Here is a 22504-nt window from a genome sequence, read left to right as displayed (position 1 = left end):
GCTCAGCTGCTCAGGGTTGATTGGGCGATGCGAAGGACAGCAGGCGGCCCGAGAATGACCTTCCCGTCTGGCGTGGTCAGCATCATGTCGATCCGCGCCTTACACGCCGGCCAGGAGCTCGTTGACGGCGCGGAAAGCGTGAACAGGCCCTTTGCTTGATCCACCCATCCGATCGCAAGCTGCGCAATCTGCGTCTTGCCGGCGTAGTCGTACAGCGCGGCCTGAACCGTCCAGCCGGTGAAGTCGGCTGGCGCCCCGTCCTGCTGCAGCTGCCCCGCGAGCGCGAACGTCGCGCCGATGTAGACCGTCAGCATGTCAGCCCTCGAGTTGCTGTGGTGCCGGCGTGATGTCCTTGGCGCGGCCTACCAGCGCCGTAGCGGCGAAGGGTGCAAGCTCGGCCGCCGCATCTTGGCGTTTGACGACCTCATTGCGCATCGACTCGACGGCCGCATGAACGCCGCGCGTTTCACGCGCTTGCGCGGTCATCATCATGGGCAGCCATCGCACCGAGCAGTCCCAGTGATCGACATCGCGGCCCGTCTGTGGGTCCTGCCCGACGACGTGTGCGAACCAGGCGCATTCATGGCCGATGCACGGCTTTTTCAGGAGGGGGCAGAGTACGTTCTTTGTCATGATTTCACCGCTACGATGCAGTCGGCGTACTTGACCTGCGGGGTCTTGTACGTGTGGTCGTGAGCTTGGCCGCTACCGCTGTTCTGAATGCTGATGCCGGTCCCGCTACCCGAGACCCAAATGCCAGTACCGGACCCGTGTACAGACACGCCTACGCTGATGCCGGTGTACCCCACCTCGGTCGCCCCGGGCGGCGCATCGTTCCGGCTGTCTGAGTTGACAAACGAACCAGCCCCCGTATCACTTGCGCCCTTCTGCATACCGTGCGCATGCCCCGGATCGCTAACCCAAGCGTTTGCCCCGTGCGCGTGGCCGGGGTCATTCACTTGGTGCCCGTGCCCAGGATCATTGACGCCGTGCCCGTGGACCGGCATCTGCGCAGGCGTCAACGCACGGCCATCCGTGGTGAACGTCCCGCCGAAGTTCCAGGCGCTCCATGCAGTCACGCCGCCGTGATTGCCACCGGGGCTAAACCGCATCGCGCAGTCCGTCAGCCAATCGGCTGTATCGACAGTCCACCCGGTCGGTGCCGACGCCTGCTGTAGCACCAAGCGCGTCCCCTTCGGCGCGTCCAAGGTGCCCTTCCCTACCTTGCTGTCGTAGAGCTGCCGAATGAACGCCGACAGCGTCTGGATGTAGCCGTTGGCATTCGGTCCGACCGCTTCACTGCCTTGCGGGCTGTTGTTGTTCGGGTTCGTGTTGAGGTCGGTAATACTCTGTGGGATCGGCATTGGTTACTCCGGTCGTGTCAGGGCTCGTAATCCCGTTCGCAGGTTTGTCCTGCAATCCGTGCGGCGTCAGCGTATTTCGCCAGTTCTCCCGCTCTTTCGTCAGCCCGTCCAAGCACGTCGGCAAGCAGAACGACGGGATCTCGGGTTGTCTGGCCAGCGGGGATAGCGGCGGAATCGCCGGGACGGCGGGCAGAGTTGGCGAGGGCGGTAACCCGTGCGAGCAGCTCGCGGCGAGCAGTGTCAGCAGCACGAGCGCTGGCCTGAGCAACGCGAAGTTGTTTGATAGCTTCATGGGCATTCTCTTGTTGTGCCGCGGTGCGGCGTTGTTCCTCGGTGCGGGCTCGATCGGTTGCCTTTGCCTGGTCCACAGCGGCGGCGCGCCGGATCTCCGCTATCTCGGCGTCCTTGCCGCGGGCTGTGAATGTGGATCCAGCCAGGAACGCTAGTGCCAGCGCCGTCACAGCCGCGCCGATCTTCACGAGCATCATTTCTGGGCTTCCATGCATTTGTGGTGGCGCTCCAGCTGGCGCGTCCAGACGCCGTAGCACCGCTTGTTTCCGGGCGTGGAGCAGTCGTATCCCGCCGAGAACTTGTAGAGCAGCAGCGCATTACACGCGCCGACGTAATCGCCTGCCAGCAGCCGCTTCCGCATCGAGGAGGCGCGCCAATTGCCAATGCCGAACTGGCCGACGAAGTCCATGTAGAGGTCAAACTCCGCCTGGAACAGCTCCACGCCCGGCAGGCTCGCTGCGAAGCGCTTCTCGTCCTGCGTCAGCAGATGGCGGGCCAAAACCTCGGCGCGCTTCGGCGTGATCGTGTCGCCTAGACGCACCGGCCTTCCGTCCTCGTAGCGCGTCGACCCGTGGCCGATCGTCGGCACATCGCCTTTCGTCGGAATCACTGCGCGATCCGTGAACCCTTCGGAGGCTTTCCAAGCGCCGAAACCGGCCGCCGACATCGTCAGCAGGGTCACGGCAATGCGCTGCTTACTCATCGCCCAGCGCCTTGAGGGTGCGCATGCGGGCGGCGTGCTCCTCGATCTCCCGCTTGTCCTTGCGCCTCATGTACCAGGCATTGAGGCCAAATGTCAGGAGCGCGGTCACGATGCCGACGATGATGCCGATGTCGGTAAGGGTCAACGACGCGCCAATGGAGGCAATGGCGCCGGCATAGCTCGTGGCCTCGGCGGGATTGATCTGTCGCATGTCAGGGCTCAGATATGAAAATGCCCGCTCAGAGGCGGGCAAATAACGTTGTGATAACCTTGGCGCCGTCACCTCGGCACCCAAAAAGCAAAAACCGCCATCAGGCAGCTCGGGAGATGTTCATGGAGAATGATGTAGTACGCGCTGTGCTCGTTGGCATGGGAGCCGCCGCGGTCAACGTCCTACTGACCCATATAGGCGCCAAGAAGGCCGCCCTGCGCCGCGAACGGGAGCAAGTAAGGACGCAGCGCATTTACGCTCGGTTCTTTCGCCTGGGCCGGTACTTTGCCAGCAAGCGCGGCGGCCGCCGCCCGCTCGTCAAGGAACTGGTTGACCGAGTTCCTTGCGATGTTGACTACCGGGAGCGACCCTAGCTTCCCGCTCAGCTGTGAAAACAGGTTCATTACGGCAGCGCCACTATTGGAATTGTTCACTGCAGACCCCACCGGCTGGGCCTGGATATATGAGGCCACGCGGCCGATCGACTTCAGCGTTTCCACTTCCTCCGCTGGGAACAGCGCCCGTAGCTTCGTCTCGCCGATTTCCCGCAGTGCCTTGTTGTAGTTCGACTGCGAGAACTTCCCTACCTCATCCGCCGCCCCGTTGAGTGCCTTGCTCTTGAGGTGTTCCAGCGTCTGCTTTCTGAGCATATCGGTCTGCTCGGGAATCAAGCCGATCATGGCCTGCACGTCTCGGACAGGCGCGGCAAGGACATGCTTCTGGAAAAACTTGTCGGGCGCCATGTCGTCCACGGCGGCCTTGAGCGCGGGGATCGCCTCGATCGTCTCGAAGCGCTCACGCGCCGCCGCGCGTGCCGCATCGAACGCAGCCTGCGCTTCCTTCCCAAGCGGCGTTGACGGCCGCGTCTGCTCCAGCGCGTCGCGAACGATGGCAAGCGCCCGTACGGTATTGCCGTCCCCGGAACGCTTTGCCAAACGCGTTGCCTCAGCGAGGGTCGTCTTGATCTGCTCGGACGTGCTGATATTCAGCGGCAGCTTCCCTTGGCTGATGTCGTTCACGATCTTGGTGATCTGGGGCGGCAGGAAGCCGATCTTCATTTGCTGGTCGAGAACCGATAGCGCCCGATCAGCAAACTGGCGATGGTCAAGCGGGATCTCATTTGCGTTCATCGACAGAGCGCGCCCGTAGAGGTTCGCCTCGTTATCGCGCAGCGCGCTATCGACGCGCCGCAGGTTGTCGACAACGGACTGGCCCGCGGCGAATTCGCCAGGCGCCGCAGCAGCACCACGAGCATTCAGCGCGTCGATCAGCCCCTGATTCTGAGCGCCGAACCGCTGCGCCAACGGCGCACCAACTCCATCGACGCCGCGCAGGTTCATTTCGCGCGTGAATTGCTGCGGATCCCGTGTCACCTGCCCCAGCGTCAGACCACGCTCCTTCCCGAGAACGGCGTCCCCCTCGGCCTTGCGCAGCAGCGCTCGCGCATCGACCGTTTTCCCGGTGGCGAACGCGTCCGACACCTGCTTTTTCACGCCCGTCAGGATGCTCTGCGGGATGGCGGCCAGATCTATGCCTTGCTCCGCGGCAGCACGCGCAACCTGCGCCTCTGCTTCTGCAACGGCCTGCGCACGAGTCGCCTGAGGGGTAAGCGTCCGTTTGGCAGAGTCAAATGCCCGCCCTCCCATACCGAGCACCTTGTCTGCAGCATAGCCCGAACCGGCGCCGGTGATCGCCCCTAGACCTACCTGCGCCGCCTTGTTCGTACCGAAGCTCTCGGTATTCAGAACCGGCGTCGCGAGGCCGGAAATCGCGCCTTGCAGACCGGCACGGGCAGCGACGCCTCCGGCCGTAGCGGCCCCCATCGGGACGATCCGATTGATCGGGTTGGCGATATTGCCGCCGATTCGCGCGATGTCGATGCCATCCCGGCCTGCCAGCTTCCGCGACGCTTCGTAGTCCTGATTGGCACGGCGCACAAGGGCGTCCACGCCTTCCACCCCATTCGATCGTGCGACAGGGAATCCGTAGTCGGCCAAGGTGTTGCCGAAGTCGTCGATGGCGCGGGCGACCCCTTCCGGAACTGCTCTGCGCGCAAGTTGTGCGCCGGCATCGACTCCATCGCGAATGCCCATGAATAGAGCCCCTGCTACGCTCCCTTTGAGGCGTGACGGATTTGTCGGTACCTGCGGCTGCTCCTTCGATGCGGCGCTCCGGACGTCCTGGCGAGCTGCCGGCTGGCCCGTTTTCCCCGGCATGGCAAAGATGTCGGAGTCATCGCTTGCCCCCTTTGCTGGGGCCAGACTTCCAAAGATGTCGGAATCATCCGTCGTAGGCATGATTTTCCTCACGTAGTTCTGCGTCTCCGCGTAGGGGGGGATGCCGCCATGCTTGCGAACGGCACCCGGGCCAGCGTTGTACGCAGCAAGCGCGAGCTCCGGCGTCCCAAACGCGTCCAGTTGCTTGCGCAGATACCGAATTCCGCCGCGGATGTTGTCGTATGGATCGTTGATGTTGACGCCTAGCTCGCGCGCGGTGGCCGGCATGAGCTGCATCGGGCCGATCGCGCCTTTGGGCGAAACCGCATCCGCCCTTCCGCCGCTTTCGGTCTGCATGACACGCGCGGCGAGCGCAGGATCTACCCCTTGCCGTTGCGCCTCTTGGCGGAGGAATTCGGTCAGCGTCATTTCTGCGTCGGGAACAGCGGATTTTGGCTGGACCATATCTGCAGGTTGTCCTCGAAGGTGCGACCAGTGTTCGGGTTCGCCGCATCGAGGCGACCATACCTCTGCCGCCATTTCCGGGCCATCTCAGCGACTTGCTGCTGACGCTCGGCCATGCGGATGCCGGCGTCGATGAGCAGGCGTCGGCCGTCCGCCGACTGGGCGGCGTTCGGGACCATCGAAGCCAGGAACTGGCGATCGGAGTCGGACAAGGCGCCCGGCATGCCTGCGCCGCTAGACGGGTCACGCAGTTGCAGAGCAATCTGATTCGACACCGCGGCCGCAGCTTCCTTGTTGGGCAATTTCTCGTCGACCTTGATGCCAAGCGAATTGAGCGTGCTGGCGATGTTCGTCCCCAGCGGCGTCAATTTCCCGCCGTCATAGTCACCGAGCAGCGTATCAATCTGACGCAGCGCGGCGATGCGTTTCGATGCCGAAGCGCCCGCCTCTTGCACGGCCTTGTATTGCTCGGCGGCTTGCTTGGCCATCTCGTTTTCGTACGTGCCGGTCGCAGGCGATTGCCCGACCCCGAACGCGCCGCCCGGAGCCGCGCCGCCTTGGGCGCGCCCTCCGCGCAATACTTGCGCCGCCTGCGCGCGGGGCATCATGACGGTGCTGCCGTCTGGCATGGGAACCTGCACCAGGTCATATCCGGCCTTCGCGGCCTCCTGCGCCGCTGTGGTTGCGCCGCTTTGATCGGCCGCGGCCTGCACATAGCCCGGCAGGTTGTACACCTGGCCGCTCTGGTTGATACCCATCCCCTTATCAACCTGCGGGTTGTACGTCATACGGCCAGATACCGGATCGCGCACGTAGCCGCCAGCCGCGAACCCTTGCGGCGTATTGGCGAACTTCACGGCCTCGATCAGATCCGGGCCGCCCAATGCCTTGAGTAGCGTCGCATCGTTCAGCGATAGCGGAAACTCGCTGCCTACCCCAGCATTTCCAGGCCCCGCGGCGCCGCCCATACCCGTTGCACCCATAGCGGGAACCTGGCCACCACCGCTCGGGCTGCCCGAGGGGCCAGCGGTCGTCGCCGGGCGAGGCTTGAAGGCGCTAATCAGGAACGATTGCAGCGCATCCTTCCTCTCGAGTTCCCGCGCCGCGTTGTCCATTTCCAGCTTGAGCTTGTCGGCCTGCGTCTGGCGGTACCCGTCGAGGGCCTGCTGCTGCTTCGCGCCACCGTATGCCTGCAGTCCCTGTAGGCCGCCGATGCCCAAGGCCGGCATTCCCGCGGTCATGCCGCGATTTGCGGCCAGGATCCCAAGGCCGGCCGCGAGAAGCCCCTGCCCTCCGGGAGTGAGTTGCCCGTTTTCGGACAGGCCCTTGAAAGCGTCGAGAATGCCCATGGTGACTCCTTAGCCGAAGAACGAGCCGAGCAGCCCCATGCCGCCGCCAATACCGGCGCCAAGCGCCGTGCCGAGGCCCGGAATGACGCTACCCAGAGCGGCACCGGTAGCAGCGCCGCCTAGGCCGCCAGTGAACGGATTGCCGGCGCCGCGTCCCGCCGTCGACGTCGTGACGCCCTGCGCGCCGCCGCCCAGCGCACCGGCCAAAGCGCTCTGCAGGATTCCGAGCTGCTGGTACGGGGAGTACGCCTGGTTGTACCACTTCTGGTAATCGGCCCCGAGCTGGTTCTGCGCCTGGTTCTGGGCGATCTGACCGGCTTGCAGCTGCTGCCCGTAGCCGTAGTAGTTCGCCGCGTTGAGCTGTGGCGCCAAGCCAGCAGCCGCCAGCGCGTTGCCCTGCGCGTTCTGGTGGTTCTGGCTGTTCAGGGCGTTCTGCGCTTGCGTGTACTGCAGGTTGTTCGCCTGGTTGGCCAGGTTCGTGCTGGTGTTCAGCGCCGCTTGTTGGCCGGCAGCCGCCTGCGTCCCCGCATAGGCATTCCCGCGCAGTTGCGTCCCGACGTTGGTCAGAGCGTTGGACAGCCCCTTGTTCTGCTGGTCCTGGTACTGCTGCATCGCGGAGCCGCCGAACGCGCCGGAATTCCGGAACTGCGCCATGGTTTGCGCCGCGGTACCGTTCTTGTACTGGTCGACAAGGTCGGATTGCGCCTTGTTGACCTGCGCATCCAGATACGGGTTCATCATCGTCGCGTACGGGTTCTGCGACGCCTGAACGTTCTGCCCGATGTACTGGTTAGACGTGGTATACGGGTTACCGGCGTTGCCCGCGATACCCTGAACCGCGTTGTTCGCTGCGGTGAGGGTCGGATTTGCCTGCCCGGCCAGATTGTTGATGCCATTAATGGCGTTCTGCTGGCCACCGGTCAGGGGCGCGACAAGCTCCCCCTGATACTGCGGCATGGGCTGCCGCGAAAGCTCCCCGCCGCGCTTGAGGATTTCCTCCGCATACGGTTTCGCATAGTCGGGGAGTTCCATTTTCGTGGTCTGAGTACCACCGCCGCCGCTGCTCATCGTGTCACCTTTCGCTGATAAATGGTTTCACGGACCGAGAAGTGGTAGCGGGGGGCGACTTTTTCCCACCCGCGCCGAGTCGTTCCGAAGGTAATGGTTGAGGCGTTGATGCCCCGTGCGATCTCGTCGAGCTGGTCGGAAAACTCCGCCATTACGTCGACATCGCTGTTTGCGTACAGCAGCCAGATGTGCAATCTGGCGCCGTCGAAGTCCTTGACGTTGCGCAGAATGACGAACCCGACTTCCTTGTCGTCGATGACGATCAGGTAGAGGGTTGCGCCGCCCATCTTGAGGGTCACGTAGACGTCCTCGGGCAGCCAGCCGTCCGGCGCTTCGATCGTTGCCAGCGGCGCGCGCAGGCGTGGCCACACCGCGCCCAGGCCATCGGGCGCGACCGGTATCAGTGCTCGCATGGTCAGTTCCCGGTGAGGCTTCGGTTTTGCACCCAGACGCCAGGCGCGCCGTCTTGCACGCAGGTCCAGCCGAGTACGACGTACCGCGAGCCCGCTGCGCCCTGCTCAGCCGGCTTGCTGTTGCGGATGTAGTCGCCCTGCTTGTATTCGCCCGTCGTCGGCGGCGCGGTCATCGCGCTCTGAACCGCGGAGATGCGCCCCTCGGTCAGGTTGTTCACCTGGTTGATGAGCAGCCCCAAGATCTGCTTGAGCTTGAACACCAGATCGCCATCGAACTTGTTGTTGGGCGGCGGCGGAGGGAGTTGCGGTAGCTGGAGTCTCATGCTTCACCGTCCGGCACGAGCTTGGGCGCATAGCCGATGACCTCGGTATTGCCCTGAAAGGTGAACAGCGACCGGTGCCAACGCGACGAAATATCGACGTCGAACTTGCCATCCTGATAAACCGACGAAGCGCCGGGCGTGAAGTTGCCGCCGAGGGTCACGCGGTGCTGCGTCGTCATCGAGGCCGACTGCGGGTCCTGCGCGGCATGCAGGCGCACGTACTGCAGCAGCGTGTACTGCTCGTCGTCGCCAAAGTCGCCCGTCATGATCGTCGACTGGCCCGCCTCCCCGGTCAGCGTCTGAATCGTGTGCGCTGTGTCGATAATCGACGGCTGCGTCGCCACGCTGGTCCAGAACGGGGAATTCCAGGGCACTTGCGGGAGGTCAGTCCAGGTGTCCGCCAGTTGGCCCAGCGTCGTCCAGACAATCTGCCCATTGATGAAGTCAACCGCGCATTCGATGGCGCGATTGGCGCGGCCCCAGCGGCCAGTTTTGTAGTTGTAGACGAGGCAGCTGTCGATCGGCCCGGTGCTGGCGTTGCTGACGTAGTACCAGTAGACCAAGCTGTTATTCCGATCGTGGACGCTTCGCACGCGCTGTTTGTGCGACGGATTCTGGTCGCGGAAAAACCAGTTCTTAACCGCATCGCCGATCGGCGTCGGCCGCGTTCCGTCGAACACGTAGAAGTTGTCGTTCCCGAGGAAGTAATGCGCGGTACCGATCGAAACGACGGCCTCCTGACACGGCGCGCCGATCTGGTTCGAGATGACATTGAATGCCCAGATAATCGGTGGCCCTTGGTAGGTGCCGTAGTACATCGACGTCTCTTTGTAGACAACGATGTCCGGGCCCAGGCCGCGGCCAGCGCGGATGTCGCCCGGGGTGTCGATGATCCGACCGTTGGCGCACTGCGTTGCCTGGTCAGGCGTCCAGATGGTCTGATCGTACAGACCGCTGCACCACCACCCATCCGGCCGCGTCCCGTACACAGGGTCCGTCGTGTTGAACACGAACACGAAGCCGGCGACGCTCTCCACGATGGCGGCTGTTGGTGCGCCGGGAATGTCTTCAAACTTGCCGGTCTGGCTTTGCTGAAGGACTTCCGAATTGTTCGTGGCGATCGTCACGTTTCCGAACTGAGCGAACCGCCAAGTACCATCGGTGGCCGTCGTGTAAGGCCCGCTCGCGCGTGTCACATCCTCCCAAGCCGCCGCGACCTCCTCAAACAGCTTCGTTGCCGTTCCAACGAGCAGCCGCTTAGTGTTGTCGAGCTTGACGATCGTCGCACCACCCAGCGCCTCACTGGGGAGCGCCGGGAGGCCCGGATTCACGGGCGACGGTGCGGCACGCATGCCACGGATCGACGGGATCATCGCAGAGCAATCCACGATGATGCCCTCGGTCGCAGGGTCGAGATCAGGCGCGAAGCCAATGAACTCTGGCATATCAGCCTGCCTCCATCGTCAGATCCGAGCCGGAATGCTGGCCCTCGTCATCCAGAGCGCCGATGTCGCGGAGCGCTTCTTCCAGCTTGCTTTGCCACACGACGATCCGCTCATCATTCTTGATGTACGGCTCGGCCTCCAGCAGCGAGGCATAGAGGTAGATGTCAGGACCATCTTCCAGGAGCCAGTTCGACGTGTTCGTCTCGCTCAGCGGCTCGAGCTGCTGGTAGTAGTGGAGCGTGAGTACGCTCTTGCCGTCGACCTGCGTCAGGAGCCAGATCTTGTCGCCGATGAGGGCGTAGCGGTTGAAGTCGCCGCCGAGGTTCATGCTCGGATCAGCCATGCTCTCCGGCAGGAATCGCAGCGGCGTGTTCCCGTACATCACGCGGATCGCGCTCCGGTAGTCGCCAGGCAGCGCGACATACGCAGACGTCGGGGTGAGCTGCAGAACCGACCGCATCTGGCGCACCTTCAGGCGCCGATTGAGCTTAGCTTCAGCCAGAGTAATGAAGTCCTCCGGCGCATCAGCAAGGTTCGTGCGCTTGAGCCAACGCGCTACCGCGGCCTTCAGGTCGTCGTATGTCTGGATCGCCATGGGCAGAGGTGCCTGTCGCCAATCAGGCGGAGGCCAGAATGCCGGCCGCTCGGAGGGCAGTCAGCAGGCCATTGAAATCGCCTTGCGTGGGCGCGGCCGCGACATTGGCGATTGCAGCTTGTTGCAGCACGCCGCCGCGCTGAGTATTGGTCGGAACCTTGTTGCCGGCCATCGCGGTCGTTGCAGTGGTGCCGATGGCAAGGTTGGACGTGCCAGCGCCGATGGCAGTGCGCGCCGCAGCTTGATCGGCAGCAGTCAGTACGGCGCGGCCAACGGACGTCGCGTCGGTGATTTGTGCGCTGGTGACAGTCATTTGGACGGGTTCCCCGTTGCCGGCGACCAGCTTTGTCCACTGGCCGCCGAAGTTGACATAGACATCGTCGGTGTCCGGATCGGTTGCGATTTGGCCGACGTATCCGACGCCCGCGACGAGTGCCGGAACAGCCTCGACCGGGACGGTTTGCTGCAAGAGGTACATTTCAGACCCTCCCCGGCCACACGCGGAAATGCGCGATCGCCGGATCATTCAGGAAGCGGCGCACATGCGCCTGGTCGCCCATGAAATCCGCGAAGGTGACGCCGTTGCGGTTGCAGTAGTCCTCGATCAGGACGGCCGGGACGTTCGCGTACAGCGGCATATCCTTGTGGCCGTGCAGGCCCTCGTTGTGCATGGCCTTCGACAGCTCCAGCACGTCGCGCACGTTCTCAGTGCGCTCGATGACGAGCCCTTGCTCGACAAGGTGGACTTCAGTTTTCACGGTCATGGGGCGATCCAATGAAAAAGGCCCACCGAAGCGGGCCTCCTGGTGCTGCTGATGCCGATCAGGCGTCGGTCAGGTCGCGGACAGCGAACGACGAGCGTTCTTCGCGAGCTTCGAGCGTGCCTTCCCAGATGATCTCGAAGTTCCGCGAGTCACCGACCTTCGCCAGTTCCTCGTCCTCGAAGCCGCGGAGCGTGGCCAGCGCCCAGTAATCCGGGTCGATGCCGTACACGTTGCCGTCCACGCCGTTCGCCATCACGCGGTTGGGCACCAGCTTGATGGTGCCGAAGTCCGACCCGTAGAAGGTGTAGGCGGTGTTCAGCGTCGCCGTCTTCGGGTTGTTGTCGACCTCGTGCATGCGCTGCACGTTGCCGGTGAAGCTCGACGCCTTCTGCTTGCGCGTCGGGTTCATCAGCGCCATGGTCACGTTGCCACCGCTGGTGTACGCCTTCAGGATCGCGTCCTTGAACAGATCCTCGGTGAACGGCCGAGTGGTCCCAGCGGTCGGCGGCGTGTTGTTGATCGGGTCCGGAGCCACGCCGCCCGCGCCCATGTTGTTGTTGGTGGCGATCCAGCCGTTCAGGCCACGCATCTTGCGGGGCGTGGTGTCGTTGCCGACGACAGCGGTGGCATTGGCGATGGCCGCCGCCTCGATGTCCTTCTTCAGCTCGATCATCTTCTTCGCCTTCAGGCGCTTCAGCTCCGAGCCGCCGGCGTGGCGCACCTTGTTCTGGGTCCCCGAGATCTTGAACGTGTCGCTGACGATCTGGCAGCGGTTGCCCAGGCGCTGGGTCGGTGCCTGCTGGCCGTACGTCGCGTCCGCACCTTCGATCGCGGCGTTGTCCGGATTCGGGGCCCGCAGTTGGTCACGCTGCCATTCGTGGTAGACGCCGGTCGCCTCGACCTTGGCAATCGAGGAAGTCAGCGGGGTGTCAGTCGGCGAGACGTTGAAGATCTTGTCGATCATGTCCTCGCGGTTACCGACCGTCTGATAGGTGGTGTACGTGGGCATTCTGCTTTCTCCTGCGCCGGCGTCAGAGGAGTTCTGCCAGCGTGTCGATAGAGGGTTGCTTGTTGAACTTGGCAAGCGCCGCCTTGCGCGCCTCGTCTTGAGGTGCGGTGTTGGCAGCCGTGCCAGGCCGCTCGACCCGCGGCGGCACACCTTTGACGCGCTGTTGTGCGGCGCCCTTCTGTGCCATCAGCTGGTCGTACAGCATCGCCTTGCGAGCGACCACAATCATTCGGTGGTCCATCAGCCCGTTGCGCTCGTCATCGCCGAAGCCTTCCTTCTGAAGGTATCCGTCGATAGCAGTCGCCTCGGCCTTCGCTTTGGCTTGGTCCTTCCAATCCGGGAGCGCTTGGAGCAGCTTCTGCTGTTCCTCGGCAGCACGCGCCTGCAGCTTCTGCGCTTGCTCTGCCTGCTCGCGTTGCGTGAGTGCGGCCTGTGCCGCCTGCGCTTGCTGCAGTTGAGCCATTCGCTGCTGAAAGGCGTAGTTCTGCCGCATGTACTCCTGCGGATCTTCGTTGATGAGTTGCGGATCGGGGGCGTTCAGTTGGAGCAGTTCGGTCAGCTGCGGGATGTAGAACTCCAGAGCCTGCTTCAGTTGCTGGCGCTCCTGCTGCACCTGCTGAAACTCGGGCTCGAGCTGCTTGCGCAGGTTGGCCGCTTCCTCCAGGCGCTTCTCGCCGGCCAGGTACTTTTGAGCCTGGGCGATCAGTTCGCTCTGCTTGAGCTCGCGCTCCTCCCCGTCGACCTTGAGCTTCAGAACGGGGTCGTTCGGATCGTCATCGGCCGGCTGGTTTTCCTCGGCTGCCTGCTGTTGCTGCGCCTCGGCCTGTTGCGGCTGGTTGTCGGGATTGCCCTGCGGGCCATCGTCGTCATCGGGGATCAGTTCCGAGATCGCGTCGATGGGGTCAAGGCGTTCCGCGTCCGACTGGGTAGCGTCCATTCCTTCCATTTGCCACTGCTCCAATGAAAAAGCCCGCGGGATCGCTCCACGCGGGCTCAGGTTGTTATCGGTTGCTGCTATGCGACGACGATCTCGCCATCGCTCCACTGGTAGGCCGGCGAACCGACCAATACCCGGGCCGTGCTAAAGACGCCGACCCAATGCTCGCCACGCGGTGCCGGGTGCCAGATGCACGCCAGACGCCGCGACGGCGAAGTCCGCTCGACGTGGGCTACCCGCGCCACGAATTGATCCCATCCATCATGCGCTGCAGGAGGGTCCTGCGCTCCTCGATCTGCACCGAGGCCATTCTGCCGGTCGTCACCGTTTCCCGTAGGTAGCTCTCCAGCTTGTCCACGAGCTTTACGAGGTGCCATAGCTTTTCCCTTCCTTCAGAATCCCGCGCCGGGCTGTTGATCCATGCCGCCTGGAATTCCTGCCGCATCTGCTGGATTGCCTCCAGCAACAGCGGGTTCTCCAGCAGCTCCGATGCCCTGCGGCCCCTCTCCTGCTCCTGGAGCAATTGCGGGTCCCGTGGGTTGAGCTCCGGGGGGATTTCCTTGTCCATTCAGGGCCTCTTGTGTGGATTGGTAGGTGCGCAGGAACGTGATGCCTTCTTGCATCGGGTGCAGGCCGTACTTCAGCAGCAATTCCTCGCGCTGCAGAGCGATCTCGGCCTCGAGCTTTTCCCGGGCCCGCGCGGCCTCGGCCTGGTTCTGCATCAGCATGGTCTGCTGCTTCATTTGCAGCTCTGCCATGTCCGTTTCATGCTGCAGCTTGATCTTGGCCCGGTCGGGATCTTCCTTCGGGGGCGCGGGAGGCTGCTGCGACGGATCCGTGAAGAATTCCTCGGCATCCTTGAATCCCAGCAGCGGCGGCAGCTTCTTGAGTGCACTGTAGACGTTCTGCGGCGTCGCCACGCCGATCTGCATAGCCTGCGTCTGAGCCTGACCGAGCGTCATCAGATGCTGGATCAGGAGCGACTTGTCGCCGGTACCGAGGCCAACGTTGGCCGTCATGTTGTACTGGTTTTTCCAGGCGCGCGGGTCCACGTCCACCCACTCCCCGCGCAGCTTGACCGTCATCGTGCGGTCTTGGTACTGCGATAGCAGCTTCTGGATCAGCTTAAACAGGTCCTTTACGCCTGTCTCGGCGAACATCCGGGCGATCAGCTTGACGCGCATGTCGGCGCGCTGCGTGATGTTGTTCAGGCCGGCCGCCGTCTTGTTCAGCGTGTCGGCATCGCTGCCCTGCGTGTACTTGGTCACGCCGGTGCGGTTCTGCTTCATCTCGTCGGCGTATTCCAGCAGCTGGTATGCGCCCATCGAGTCGGTCATGCCTTGCTGCAGGGAGCCAACCGCATTCGACGACTTCACGCGGACCACGCCGCCCGGCCGATTGGTCAACAGGTCATCCATGTTGACCTGATTTTCCAGCGCCCAGACGCGGCCATTGATCTGCATGGCCATGTTGTCGACCAAGCCCCGGATAACCGTGGTCTTGAGCCGCTGGGTCTGCATCGACTGCTCGGCCGGCGAGCGTCCGAAGAACAGGTGCGGGATGGGCACGGCGCACAGCGACACGAACGGAGGGCCGTCGCACTCGACGTTCTCGAGAATGGCATTGCCCGATCGCACGATCTTGCGCCATTCGGCGATGCCGTCCCCGTCGTAGTCCATCTGCGTGTACCACTCGGTCAGCCAGACCTCACGCATCGACGGATCGCCCTCGCCGTCGCTGTCCTCGAATCCGTACGGGGCATCTTCCAGCGAGCGCCGGACGATCGCCTCCTGATTCATCGTCGGGTTGGCGAAATCGTCCGAGGTGATGTCGTCGACGTTCTTGTAGCCCCGCTCGCGCAGATAGCTGATCGTGCGCTTCACGCGGTGGCCGCACGAGCCGTCGCCAATGCGCTTGGCCGTCCGCGAAATAAGGAACTCCTCGGGCGGGACGTTCTCGACGCACACCTTGCCGACGCTTTCAGTGCGCACGACGACGACGTCATGCAGCATCGGGGCGTGCTCGAGCATCGCCTGCGCCGGGAGCCCGGTCTGCGCCGCCATGATCTCGGCCGCATGGGGATCGGGATACTCGCTGTGCTCGACCGGCTCTACGTTCTCGTCCTGCATCAGCATGGTGAACTGGACATCGGTCAGGCCGCGGTACTCCTCCCGCACCTTTTCCGGCGTCGGATCCCACCACGCTTTAACCAATCCGTTCTTCTGGATCAGCGCATCCTTGAACCAGGTGTACAGCACGTACCAGCCCGGGTTCATCTCGTAGAAGACGTGATTGACCACGTCGGTCGTTTGCTGCGCCCCTTCCTCGTCGCCACGCTTCTTGGGCGTGAACTTCACGACTTCATCGCCAGCCGTGAAGATCTCCATCAGCGCCGGCATCAGCCATTCGACAGTGTCCTCGACGTCCGTGGACACGATCGAGGAGCGGCCAGGGATAGACGGCGGCGACAGATCGCCCACCGGCAGGCCAAGGTAGTACTGCATCGCCTTGGCGCGCTCGACGGCGATTTTCGAGAACGTGTAATCGAAACTGTCCGTGATTTCCCGGTCGGTGATGTACCGGACGTCGTCGTCGGTCATCTTGCGCCGGCCGGGCGTCACGCCACGTTCGTCTGCGCTGCCGTTGAATTGCTCGCTCATGCGATGTTCAGCTCCGGATATTCGAGGGGCGCGTATTCCTTCGGCTCCTCCCAGATGACGCAGCCGAGCCCGAACGCGTCGGCGCCGTGGCTTGCCCAATCGTGCTCAGGGCCAAGGCCGATGCCGCGCTCCTGGTCGCGCTTCTCGTGGTACCAGCCCAGCGCCGCCCGGCCAGCCTCTGTCGTTGCTTCGTTGAATCGGATCTGCGGGAACAGGACCCGGGTGCGCTCGATGCGCGCCATCGCGGCGCCCTTCCCTTGGTTGGGCACCACCGTCACCGTGTAGCCAGCGCCTTTCAGTGCCGACTCGTACGAGACGTCGTAGACCTTGTCCTGCGTCGTGCCGTCATGCGGCAGCCAGAACTGCGCGCGGTCCGGCGTGTATCCACGCTTGCGGCACCACGCCAGATGCGCGTCCAGCGGCTGGCCGACTGCTTCGTAGTAGTCGACCACGCGAATTTCGCGGCCGATGAACTGGATCGCCCACATGGCGAACGCGTCGGCCTTCGCTCCCGTGCCGCCGATGTCGCAGATCAGGCGGATGGTCATCAGCGGGTCAGCCGGGAAGAACCCGATGCGACCTTCTTCCTTCGCCTTGGCGAGGTGCGCGGCGTAGTACGCGCCTTCCAGCGTCGTCACGTACGCGCCCTCCCATACGTGGTCGTACTGTTCGGGGCGCTCGGCCATGTCGCGCTGCCGGTCCCGCTCGAGCTTGGCCGGGAACTTCGGGTTGTCGCGCCAGTTGAGCTGGATGACCTTGACGCGCGGGTCGGAGCTGTTGCGGAAACGCTTTTCGACCGGCGCATTCTTGCGCTTGGGGTTCCACGTCACCCACAGCTCTGCGCTCCAGCCGTCGCCTTCTTCCCGCAGAGTCGGAATCAGAGTCGTCCACGCTTCGTCGGTCACCGGCTCGGCCTCATCGACCCAGCACAGCAGGATCCGGCCCTTCGACTTGATCGACGCGATGTTTCGATCCAGGCCAGCGAAGGCGAACCAGATGCGGCCGTCCCGGCTCTTGATGTACTTCTCGCCGATCTCGTAGTAGTCCAGCAGGAACGGTTCTTCCTCGATCGCGCGCTTGCATTCCTCGAGGCTGGAATCTTCCAGCGAGTTCATGAACTGCCGGGCGCAGAGGAGCATGCCCTTGATACCGGCCATGCCATAGGCGTAGCCGCGGACGGCAGCCATCTTGGCGAAACTGCGCGTCTTGGCTGAGCCGCGGCCACCGTAGGCACCACGGACGTCAGCCTCCCCCTGGAAGACTGGAATCAGCTTCTCGGGGAGCGCAATCTGTGCGGTCGTCATTTCGTCAGCGCAACGATCTCGATGCGGGTCACTGCTTGAATCGGTTGGTCCTTGTCGCCCTGCAGCTTCAGCTTGTCCTCGTTCCAGCCCATCATGCGAGCGATGCTGTCCAGCGCCGCCCGCTTGTCGCTCCACTTCACGCGCTTGGTGAATCCGACCTGGACCCGGCTTTCACCGTGGCCGTCGAATTCCTCCAGCACCTCGAACTGCGCCAGTGCAGCCGCCGCGTTGTCGTCCAGCTCGGTCGGATGCTTCAGCGTGCCGTCCTCGCGAAACAGGGCCCGCGGGTCACTGAATGCCAGCTTCGCGTACTCGGCCAGCACCTTCTCCCGCGTGATTTCCAGCTTGTTGGCGGTCTTTTGCCGCGCTGCGGTAACCGCCTCGCGGATTTCAGCTTTTTTCAGCAGCTTCTCGGCGATCTGGCCAGCCGTTTTCTGGCTGTAACCGGCCCGGATGGCGGCTTGCGTGCCATTCAGATCGACAAGGTACTCATCGACGAACCGCTGCTGTTTCGGGGTTAGGCTTCGTGCCATCAATCAGTCCGCGCCCTGTCGGGTAGCGGCTCCACACTTGGATCAGGCGGGGTTAGCGCCGCCGCCTTCCTCCTCCACCGGCACATCGCGCCATTCGACGGACAGCCCCCACGAGCCGGTGGCCCACCCCGTGATGGACTCGAATGCCTGCTGCAGGATCAGCTTTCCGTCGCGGCGCACGAAACGAAGGCGCGCGGTCGGGCGCGGACCGGCTGCGATGCTATGGATTGCCTCAACCTCGGTCACTTCTTCCCCTTCAGCACCTTGTTGGCCTTCGTCTTGATCTTCCCGGCCATGGCGGCGGACAGCAGGCCCTCGTTGGCCATCTGTGTCGCGCGGGCCTTCGCATTCGCGGCGTGCGCCCGGTCGTTCACGGGGTACGAGCGATCGGGGCCGGCAAAATCGGAGTCAGGCAGCTTCTTGCGCTTGGCGGCGGTCAGTTTGGACATGGTCAGAACTTGGGCGTATTGGCCTGCTGCAGGATCATCTGAAGCAGAGCGGCGGCAGGACCGCTGCCGATCGGGGCCTGGATGGCAGAACTGGGCATGAAGTTGGGCGGCTGGCCCGTGCCGCGGTATGCAGCAGCCGCGGGGGGTGCCCGCATGCCGGTTTCGTCTTGCTGGCCGGCACCGCTGTCCGCCATCTTGAGAGCGTCCAGCGCAGACAACCCGCCAGTGCTGGCTCCACCGAAGATGCCGCCCGCGCCCCCGCCGACAGTGCTGGGCACCGTGGCGCCGGGCATGATGCCGGGCAGGATCGACGAGGAAATGCCGCCGCCGTAGCCTGCTCCGGCAGTACCGGACATCAGGCCGCTACCCGCGCCACCGGTGCCGAGGCCAGCTCCGGTGAGCGAGTTGGCGCCGCCAGCACTGGGGAGCAGCCCACTCAGCCACGAGCCGCCCGAGCCAGCGCCCGCTCCACCTGCCGCGGCTCCGCTGCCTCCAGCTGCGCCGCCCATCGCCCCCGCGAGCGCAGGAGCGGCGAAATAGCTTCCGATGGCCATCCCGATCGCATCGCCAGGCTTGGCTTCTGCCACGCTCGACACCTTGTCGACGAAGGGGATTCGCCGCGCCGGGTTAATCGTCTTGTCGATCTCGGCAAACGGCTTTACGACGGGCTGCAGGACTTGGTTGGTGGCCTTCGGGATGTCCTTGCTGGTCCAGTCGACCCACTTGTCACCAAACCCCGGGATCATGGCCAGTGGGTCAGTCCATTTCTGGATCTTCCCGCCGACCTGCCCGATGGGCGAGCTCGCGTTTGCGGCGCTCAGGGTGTCGCCGAACATGCCGCTGGACATGGCGCCGTTATTTCGTGAGTGCTGCGAGGTTGTCGCGCAGCGAGTAGCCCATCAGCGGCCACACCTTGGCGACGGCGTTCTGCCGTGCGATCTTGCGGTCGATCTCCGGATCGAAGTTCTCCGGGCTGGCGCAGGCCGACTCGCCGGTCACGGTGAAGCCGTTGCGCAGCACCAGCACGCAGAAGGTGAGGAGCGCCAGGGGCGCCAGATCGGCATCGTCCGGCTGCGGGAAAGTGCGGCCGAAATACGTGCCCTGCTGTAGGGCGCCCTCGCGGCCGTCCCGAGCGGTGAAGTAGTGCTCGCCGACGATGTTGTCCTCGACGTCGGCCGGCGTGACGCGCGGCGCGGTCTTGCCCTTCGCAACGATCTCGCGCTCAATTTCGGCGTCAGTCATGGGACCTCTGGAATAAAAAAGCCCAGCTCAAGGCTGGGCAGGCTCGCAGGATGCGAGGGTAGGAGACTCGTTGAGGGGCCGGCGCCAAACCCGGTTGATGCTTAGGCTGGCGTATTCGCTCGCCCGCATCGGCGTGCTCCCTCACGGCTGGCGGCTGGCCTGATTTGGTCTGCTGGCATTTAGGCCCATCACAGGACGCTGCCGCGCGTTCAACCACCATGCGTGAGGAGCCGGTCTTTCCCGGCTGTCTATCAACGCTTGCGAGGCGTCAATTCGGGCGGAGGCATTCCCGCAATACTCCATGGCCACAGGCTTTGCCTGGTGGTTGAGGGGCCGGTGCTGATCTCCGGCATGGGCGGACGAACCTATATGGCCTATCCCACTTCTCACGTCGCTTCTTGTCGCGCATCAGCCTGCGCATTCCCTCAGAGCTTGAGCCGGCTGGGAGCTAACCCCGCCGCCATGGTTCGGCACACCAGCACAAGCTCTGAAGCAACGCATCCCCTCACGGCTGGCGACTCCCCGAGCAGTCCCCGGCGCTGCTAGCCTTGCGTACCGGATACCGGGCTTGCTTTGTCGGCGCTGAATCGCCATGCGTGAGTAAACGCAAAAGCCCCGCCGAGCTTTCGCCAGACGGGGCCTTCTGTTTTCTACGGGCGAGCGAACCCACCACGCCGGCAATCCTATGTCTGAATCTCAGAAAAATCAAGGGCTTCGATCAAGGATCGGGCGCGCAGCAGCGGCGCGAGGGCGCGCTTCGCTTCAGCGTAGATCGCCTCGGGGTCCTCCCCATTGAGGCGCCCGGCACGCCAAACCGTCGCCCCGGATAGCCAGTTCCGCATGACCGTCTGGATGGCGATCCGGTGCCGGAGCTCGAGCCTCCGGACGCAGTCTCCAACGGCCTCGCATACTTGGCGGCGCGCCGATCTCTCGGCCAGCTCCGCCAGCTCATCGGAGTCACGATAGCGGCCAGGCCGGTAGTTCCGGCACGCCGGGTCAGCTCGGCCATAGCCGAGAGCCGGCCGGTAGGAGTCCTCGTACTCGTACCACTCGACCAGGAGGTCGTCGATCGCGTCTCGCTTGTCGTTCATAGCTGGGACCCGCCTTGCTGATTTTCCACCCGCAAGATCAGGCTGCGGTCGTTCGAGTCGCCATAACCGTGCGGCCGGTGGTACGAGGTCTGCCGTACCCATCCACCTCGGCAGTCATAGAACGCCCCGGCGAAGATTCTTGCCGATGTCGGCTTGTCCTCGAAAGAGCGGAGCGCGTTCTTCTCGAACTCGGTTTCAGGTGTCAGCACCAGTTGCACGATGCCGTCCTCGATGTAGATTGCGGTTTTCATTCCCTGCTGCCCTTCTTCGGGAAAATCGTCTTGTCTTGGTTGCGGAAGATGAGCTCTGTCGGCACGACGACCAGCCAAGCGAGGGGGCCGGCCAGCAACCCCATCCACATCCCGAGCATGATGTCGCCGACTTTGAAGTCCCTATCGCGAGTCACGCCCCAAACGGCAGCCGCAAAACCAGCGGCGAACCAGCCCAGCGCAAGCAGCGCGAGCATCCACGAATTCATAGATCCTCCCGCTTCGGCTTGACGGCGGCGTCGATCGCCTCGGCCACCTGCTGGAAGCGCTTCGCGGTGCGGCCGAAGGCGTCCTTCCCTTCCAGCGCAGTACTGGGCAGCGTCACGACGTCGACCACCATGTCGACAGGGCTTACCGCGACGGCCACCGCGGCTTTGATGGTGTTGCTCAGAATGTCTAGCATGCCTTCCCCTTCGGTATCTCCGCTCGGATGGCGTCGATCACGTCGCCAACGGACAGCCCACCCAGGTCACACGCGATGGCGATATTCTTCGCCCGCTCCAGGGCCGCGGCGTAGGCGGCCTGCCACCCGAGCCACGCACCATCCCAATCTGCAAGCGTGGTCCCATCCCGATCCCACCACGCCTCGAACGCCTCGCGCATCTGCTTATCGTCCATCGTTGCTCCTCTTGCCGATTCGCCGCAGATACGCGGCCGGCAGGCTGCTCCAGTCGAAGGTGTCCAGAAAGTCGCCGCAGCGGTGGTCGCGCGTGGTCAGCACATGCCCAGCTTCCACCGGCCGGCTCGTCCAGCGGACCCCCAGCATCGCGTACCGCTCAATGCCGGACACGGGCGCCGAACGATGGCACTCGCCAACCAGGCTGTCGATGCGGTGCCACCAGTCGCAGCCGGCGCAGCACGGGCCATACTTGACGTAGAAGGCGTCAGCTAGTTCCTGCTCGTGGTCTGGAATGGTTGGCAACGTCACGCTTTCGCCCCCTTGCTGGCGGCCACGGCAGCGCGCTCGATGATGCTCGATACCTCAGCCATCCAAGATCCGCCCCACGGCAACGCGCCGGTATGCTTCACCCAATCCTCGAACTCGCGCACGAAGGCGTCGGCACGCTTCCGCTCCGCATCGCCATCCGGCGGCGCAATCATCCCGGAGTGGGCTCTCGCTACGTCGTACTCGCGCCCGATCCTTATCGGCGGCTCAGGCTGTCGGCGGTTCCATTCCAGTAGCGCATGCCAGTGCGGAGGGAATGGAGTATCGGAATCCGGAGGCGCGGATGCGACGCCTCTCTGCAAGCTCTCTGCATCCTCTTTGACGCTCTCTGCGTGCAAAGAGGCGGCCGGCGAGGCCATCGTCAGGCTCTTGCCAGTGCCCTCGCAAAGCCAGCACGGCACTCCAATCGTGTGACCGTCGCCCTTGCAGCGCGAACACGCGGCCTGCTCGGCCTGCAGCGCCTTCAACCGGCCGCACTCCGGCGTCTTGCAAACGCCGCCGGGCATGCAGCCCGGGCACGGATCGGCTTGCTGCGGGCTGCAAATGCGGCAATCGGGATCGGCGGTGTACCCGCACGATCCGCACTCTTGCTCCGCCTGCTGCCCGCTCGGCGCGGCGCGGGACACCTTGTCCTGCAGCGCATTGGACACGGCTACGGCGTTATCGGCGCGCTGGCGCTCCGCATCAAGCATCTGGCGCAGGCCGGCCATTTCCCGCTCGGCCCGAGCCAGTACTTCGCGCTCGAGGGCGCGCCCGATTCGAATGCAGGCCAACGGGCTATCTGCCGGACGCAAGCCAGGCGCCTCCTGGCAGAAAATCTCCATGATGCGGATCTCGGTCAATGCGGTCATCGGGCC

The 22504-nt window shown here is 64.0% G+C and carries 31 protein-coding genes; all 31 read right to left on the bottom strand.

Annotated features, from left to right (window positions below; genetic code table 11):
* Positions 1 to 2: 2 nt before the first annotated feature.
* Entirely contained in the window at positions 3 to 314 is a 312-nt protein-coding gene (locus K7G19_RS19915; RefSeq protein WP_226108786.1) for a hypothetical protein, read from the bottom strand.
* Between the two features lies 1 nt (position 315).
* Complete coding sequence (locus tag K7G19_RS19910; protein ID WP_226108785.1) at positions 316 to 633, bottom strand: hypothetical protein; 318 nt, start codon at positions 631 to 633, stop codon at positions 316 to 318.
* A complete protein-coding gene (locus tag K7G19_RS19905) occupies positions 630 to 1364 on the bottom strand; it encodes a hypothetical protein (RefSeq protein WP_226108784.1) in 735 nt (244 codons plus the stop codon). Before K7G19_RS19905 ends, K7G19_RS19910 begins: the two co-directional genes overlap by 4 nt.
* A 17-nt stretch (positions 1365 to 1381) precedes the next feature.
* Positions 1382 to 1852, bottom strand: coding sequence for a DUF2514 family protein (locus K7G19_RS19900; RefSeq protein ID WP_226108783.1), 471 nt, complete (start codon positions 1850 to 1852; stop codon positions 1382 to 1384).
* Positions 1849 to 2358, bottom strand: coding sequence for a glycoside hydrolase family protein (locus K7G19_RS19895; RefSeq protein WP_226108782.1), 510 nt, complete (start codon positions 2356 to 2358; stop codon positions 1849 to 1851). Before K7G19_RS19895 ends, K7G19_RS19900 begins: the two co-directional genes overlap by 4 nt.
* Positions 2351 to 2569: an HP1 family phage holin gene (locus K7G19_RS19890; protein WP_226108781.1), complete on the bottom strand. Its 219-nt coding sequence runs from the start codon at positions 2567 to 2569 to the stop codon at positions 2351 to 2353. The genes K7G19_RS19895 and K7G19_RS19890 overlap by 8 nt, the downstream gene beginning before the upstream one ends.
* A 182-nt stretch (positions 2570 to 2751) precedes the next feature.
* Positions 2752 to 5214, bottom strand: a complete 2463-nt coding sequence (locus K7G19_RS25015) for a transglycosylase SLT domain-containing protein (protein WP_304524172.1) — start codon at positions 5212 to 5214, stop codon at positions 2752 to 2754.
* A complete protein-coding gene (locus tag K7G19_RS19880; protein ID WP_226108780.1) occupies positions 5211 to 6599 on the bottom strand; it encodes a hypothetical protein in 1389 nt (462 codons plus the stop codon). The genes K7G19_RS25015 and K7G19_RS19880 overlap by 4 nt, the downstream gene beginning before the upstream one ends.
* A 9-nt stretch (positions 6600 to 6608) precedes the next feature.
* Positions 6609 to 7667: a hypothetical protein gene (locus tag K7G19_RS19875; protein WP_226108779.1), complete on the bottom strand. Its 1059-nt coding sequence runs from the start codon at positions 7665 to 7667 to the stop codon at positions 6609 to 6611.
* Positions 7664 to 8080 carry a hypothetical protein gene (locus tag K7G19_RS19870; RefSeq protein ID WP_226108778.1) on the bottom strand — a complete coding sequence of 139 codons (417 nt, stop codon included), beginning with the start codon at positions 8078 to 8080 and terminating at the stop codon, positions 7664 to 7666. Before K7G19_RS19870 ends, K7G19_RS19875 begins: the two co-directional genes overlap by 4 nt.
* Positions 8081 to 8082: 2 nt before the next feature.
* Positions 8083 to 8403, bottom strand: a complete 321-nt coding sequence (locus tag K7G19_RS19865) for a hypothetical protein (RefSeq protein ID WP_226108776.1) — start codon at positions 8401 to 8403, stop codon at positions 8083 to 8085.
* Entirely contained in the window at positions 8400 to 9848 is a 1449-nt protein-coding gene (locus tag K7G19_RS19860; protein WP_226108774.1) for a hypothetical protein, read from the bottom strand. Before K7G19_RS19860 ends, K7G19_RS19865 begins: the two co-directional genes overlap by 4 nt.
* A 1-nt stretch (position 9849) precedes the next feature.
* Positions 9850 to 10443, bottom strand: a complete 594-nt coding sequence (locus K7G19_RS19855) for a hypothetical protein (RefSeq protein ID WP_226108772.1) — start codon at positions 10441 to 10443, stop codon at positions 9850 to 9852.
* Positions 10444 to 10465: 22 nt separating this feature from the next.
* Entirely contained in the window at positions 10466 to 10921 is a 456-nt protein-coding gene (locus tag K7G19_RS19850; RefSeq protein WP_226108771.1) for a hypothetical protein, read from the bottom strand.
* A 1-nt stretch (position 10922) separates the two neighbouring features.
* On the bottom strand, positions 10923 to 11207 hold the full coding sequence (locus K7G19_RS19845; protein ID WP_226108770.1) for a hypothetical protein: 285 nt from the start codon (positions 11205 to 11207) through the stop codon (positions 10923 to 10925).
* Between the two features lie 58 nt (positions 11208 to 11265).
* Positions 11266 to 12216, bottom strand: a complete 951-nt coding sequence (locus K7G19_RS19840; protein WP_226108769.1) for a DUF5309 domain-containing protein — start codon at positions 12214 to 12216, stop codon at positions 11266 to 11268.
* A gap of 22 nt (positions 12217 to 12238) precedes the next feature.
* Positions 12239 to 13162, bottom strand: coding sequence for a hypothetical protein (locus K7G19_RS19835; RefSeq protein ID WP_226108768.1), 924 nt, complete (start codon positions 13160 to 13162; stop codon positions 12239 to 12241).
* A 383-nt stretch (positions 13163 to 13545) separates the two neighbouring features.
* On the bottom strand, positions 13546 to 15813 hold the full coding sequence (locus K7G19_RS19830) for a DUF2076 domain-containing protein (RefSeq protein ID WP_226108767.1): 2268 nt from the start codon (positions 15811 to 15813) through the stop codon (positions 13546 to 13548).
* On the bottom strand, positions 15810 to 17117 hold the full coding sequence (locus K7G19_RS19825; RefSeq protein WP_226108766.1) for a PBSX family phage terminase large subunit: 1308 nt from the start codon (positions 17115 to 17117) through the stop codon (positions 15810 to 15812). Before K7G19_RS19825 ends, K7G19_RS19830 begins: the two co-directional genes overlap by 4 nt.
* Complete coding sequence (locus K7G19_RS19820) at positions 17114 to 17650, bottom strand: terminase small subunit (RefSeq protein ID WP_226108764.1); 537 nt, start codon at positions 17648 to 17650, stop codon at positions 17114 to 17116. The genes K7G19_RS19825 and K7G19_RS19820 overlap by 4 nt, the downstream gene beginning before the upstream one ends.
* A 42-nt stretch (positions 17651 to 17692) precedes the next feature.
* Positions 17693 to 17896 (bottom strand): hypothetical protein, encoded by a 204-nt coding sequence (locus K7G19_RS19815; RefSeq protein ID WP_226108762.1) that lies wholly within the window; start codon positions 17894 to 17896, stop codon positions 17693 to 17695.
* The gene (locus K7G19_RS19810; RefSeq protein WP_226108760.1) at positions 17893 to 18099 is read right to left on the bottom strand and encodes a hypothetical protein; all 207 of its coding nucleotides are present in this window, start codon (positions 18097 to 18099) and stop codon (positions 17893 to 17895) included. The genes K7G19_RS19815 and K7G19_RS19810 overlap by 4 nt, the downstream gene beginning before the upstream one ends.
* A 2-nt stretch (positions 18100 to 18101) precedes the next feature.
* Positions 18102 to 18947 carry a hypothetical protein gene (locus K7G19_RS19805; RefSeq protein ID WP_226108757.1) on the bottom strand — a complete coding sequence of 282 codons (846 nt, stop codon included), beginning with the start codon at positions 18945 to 18947 and terminating at the stop codon, positions 18102 to 18104.
* 7 nt (positions 18948 to 18954) lie between these two features.
* On the bottom strand, positions 18955 to 19341 hold the full coding sequence (locus tag K7G19_RS19800) for a Gp49 family protein (RefSeq protein ID WP_226108755.1): 387 nt from the start codon (positions 19339 to 19341) through the stop codon (positions 18955 to 18957).
* 683 nt (positions 19342 to 20024) lie between these two features.
* A complete protein-coding gene (locus tag K7G19_RS19795) occupies positions 20025 to 20432 on the bottom strand; it encodes a hypothetical protein (protein ID WP_226108753.1) in 408 nt (135 codons plus the stop codon).
* Positions 20429 to 20683 (bottom strand): hypothetical protein, encoded by a 255-nt coding sequence (locus K7G19_RS19790; RefSeq protein ID WP_226108751.1) that lies wholly within the window; start codon positions 20681 to 20683, stop codon positions 20429 to 20431. Before K7G19_RS19790 ends, K7G19_RS19795 begins: the two co-directional genes overlap by 4 nt.
* A complete protein-coding gene (locus tag K7G19_RS19785; protein ID WP_226108749.1) occupies positions 20680 to 20898 on the bottom strand; it encodes a hypothetical protein in 219 nt (72 codons plus the stop codon). Before K7G19_RS19785 ends, K7G19_RS19790 begins: the two co-directional genes overlap by 4 nt.
* A gap of 8 nt (positions 20899 to 20906) precedes the next feature.
* Positions 20907 to 21104 (bottom strand): hypothetical protein, encoded by a 198-nt coding sequence (locus K7G19_RS19780; protein ID WP_226108747.1) that lies wholly within the window; start codon positions 21102 to 21104, stop codon positions 20907 to 20909.
* The gene (locus tag K7G19_RS19775; RefSeq protein ID WP_226108745.1) at positions 21098 to 21319 is read right to left on the bottom strand and encodes a hypothetical protein; all 222 of its coding nucleotides are present in this window, start codon (positions 21317 to 21319) and stop codon (positions 21098 to 21100) included. Before K7G19_RS19775 ends, K7G19_RS19780 begins: the two co-directional genes overlap by 7 nt.
* On the bottom strand, positions 21309 to 21629 hold the full coding sequence (locus K7G19_RS19770; RefSeq protein ID WP_226108744.1) for a hypothetical protein: 321 nt from the start codon (positions 21627 to 21629) through the stop codon (positions 21309 to 21311). The genes K7G19_RS19775 and K7G19_RS19770 overlap by 11 nt, the downstream gene beginning before the upstream one ends.
* On the bottom strand, positions 21626 to 22498 hold the full coding sequence (locus K7G19_RS19765; RefSeq protein WP_226108743.1) for a hypothetical protein: 873 nt from the start codon (positions 22496 to 22498) through the stop codon (positions 21626 to 21628). Before K7G19_RS19765 ends, K7G19_RS19770 begins: the two co-directional genes overlap by 4 nt.
* Positions 22499 to 22504 lie beyond the last annotated feature (6 nt).

Source organism: Cupriavidus sp. DB3, from assembly GCF_020418465.1.
Classification (GTDB): Bacteria; Pseudomonadota; Gammaproteobacteria; order Burkholderiales; family Burkholderiaceae; genus Cupriavidus; species Cupriavidus cauae.
Note: the sequence above shows the minus strand (reverse complement) of the source record. Positions and strands in the feature narration are given on the sequence as shown.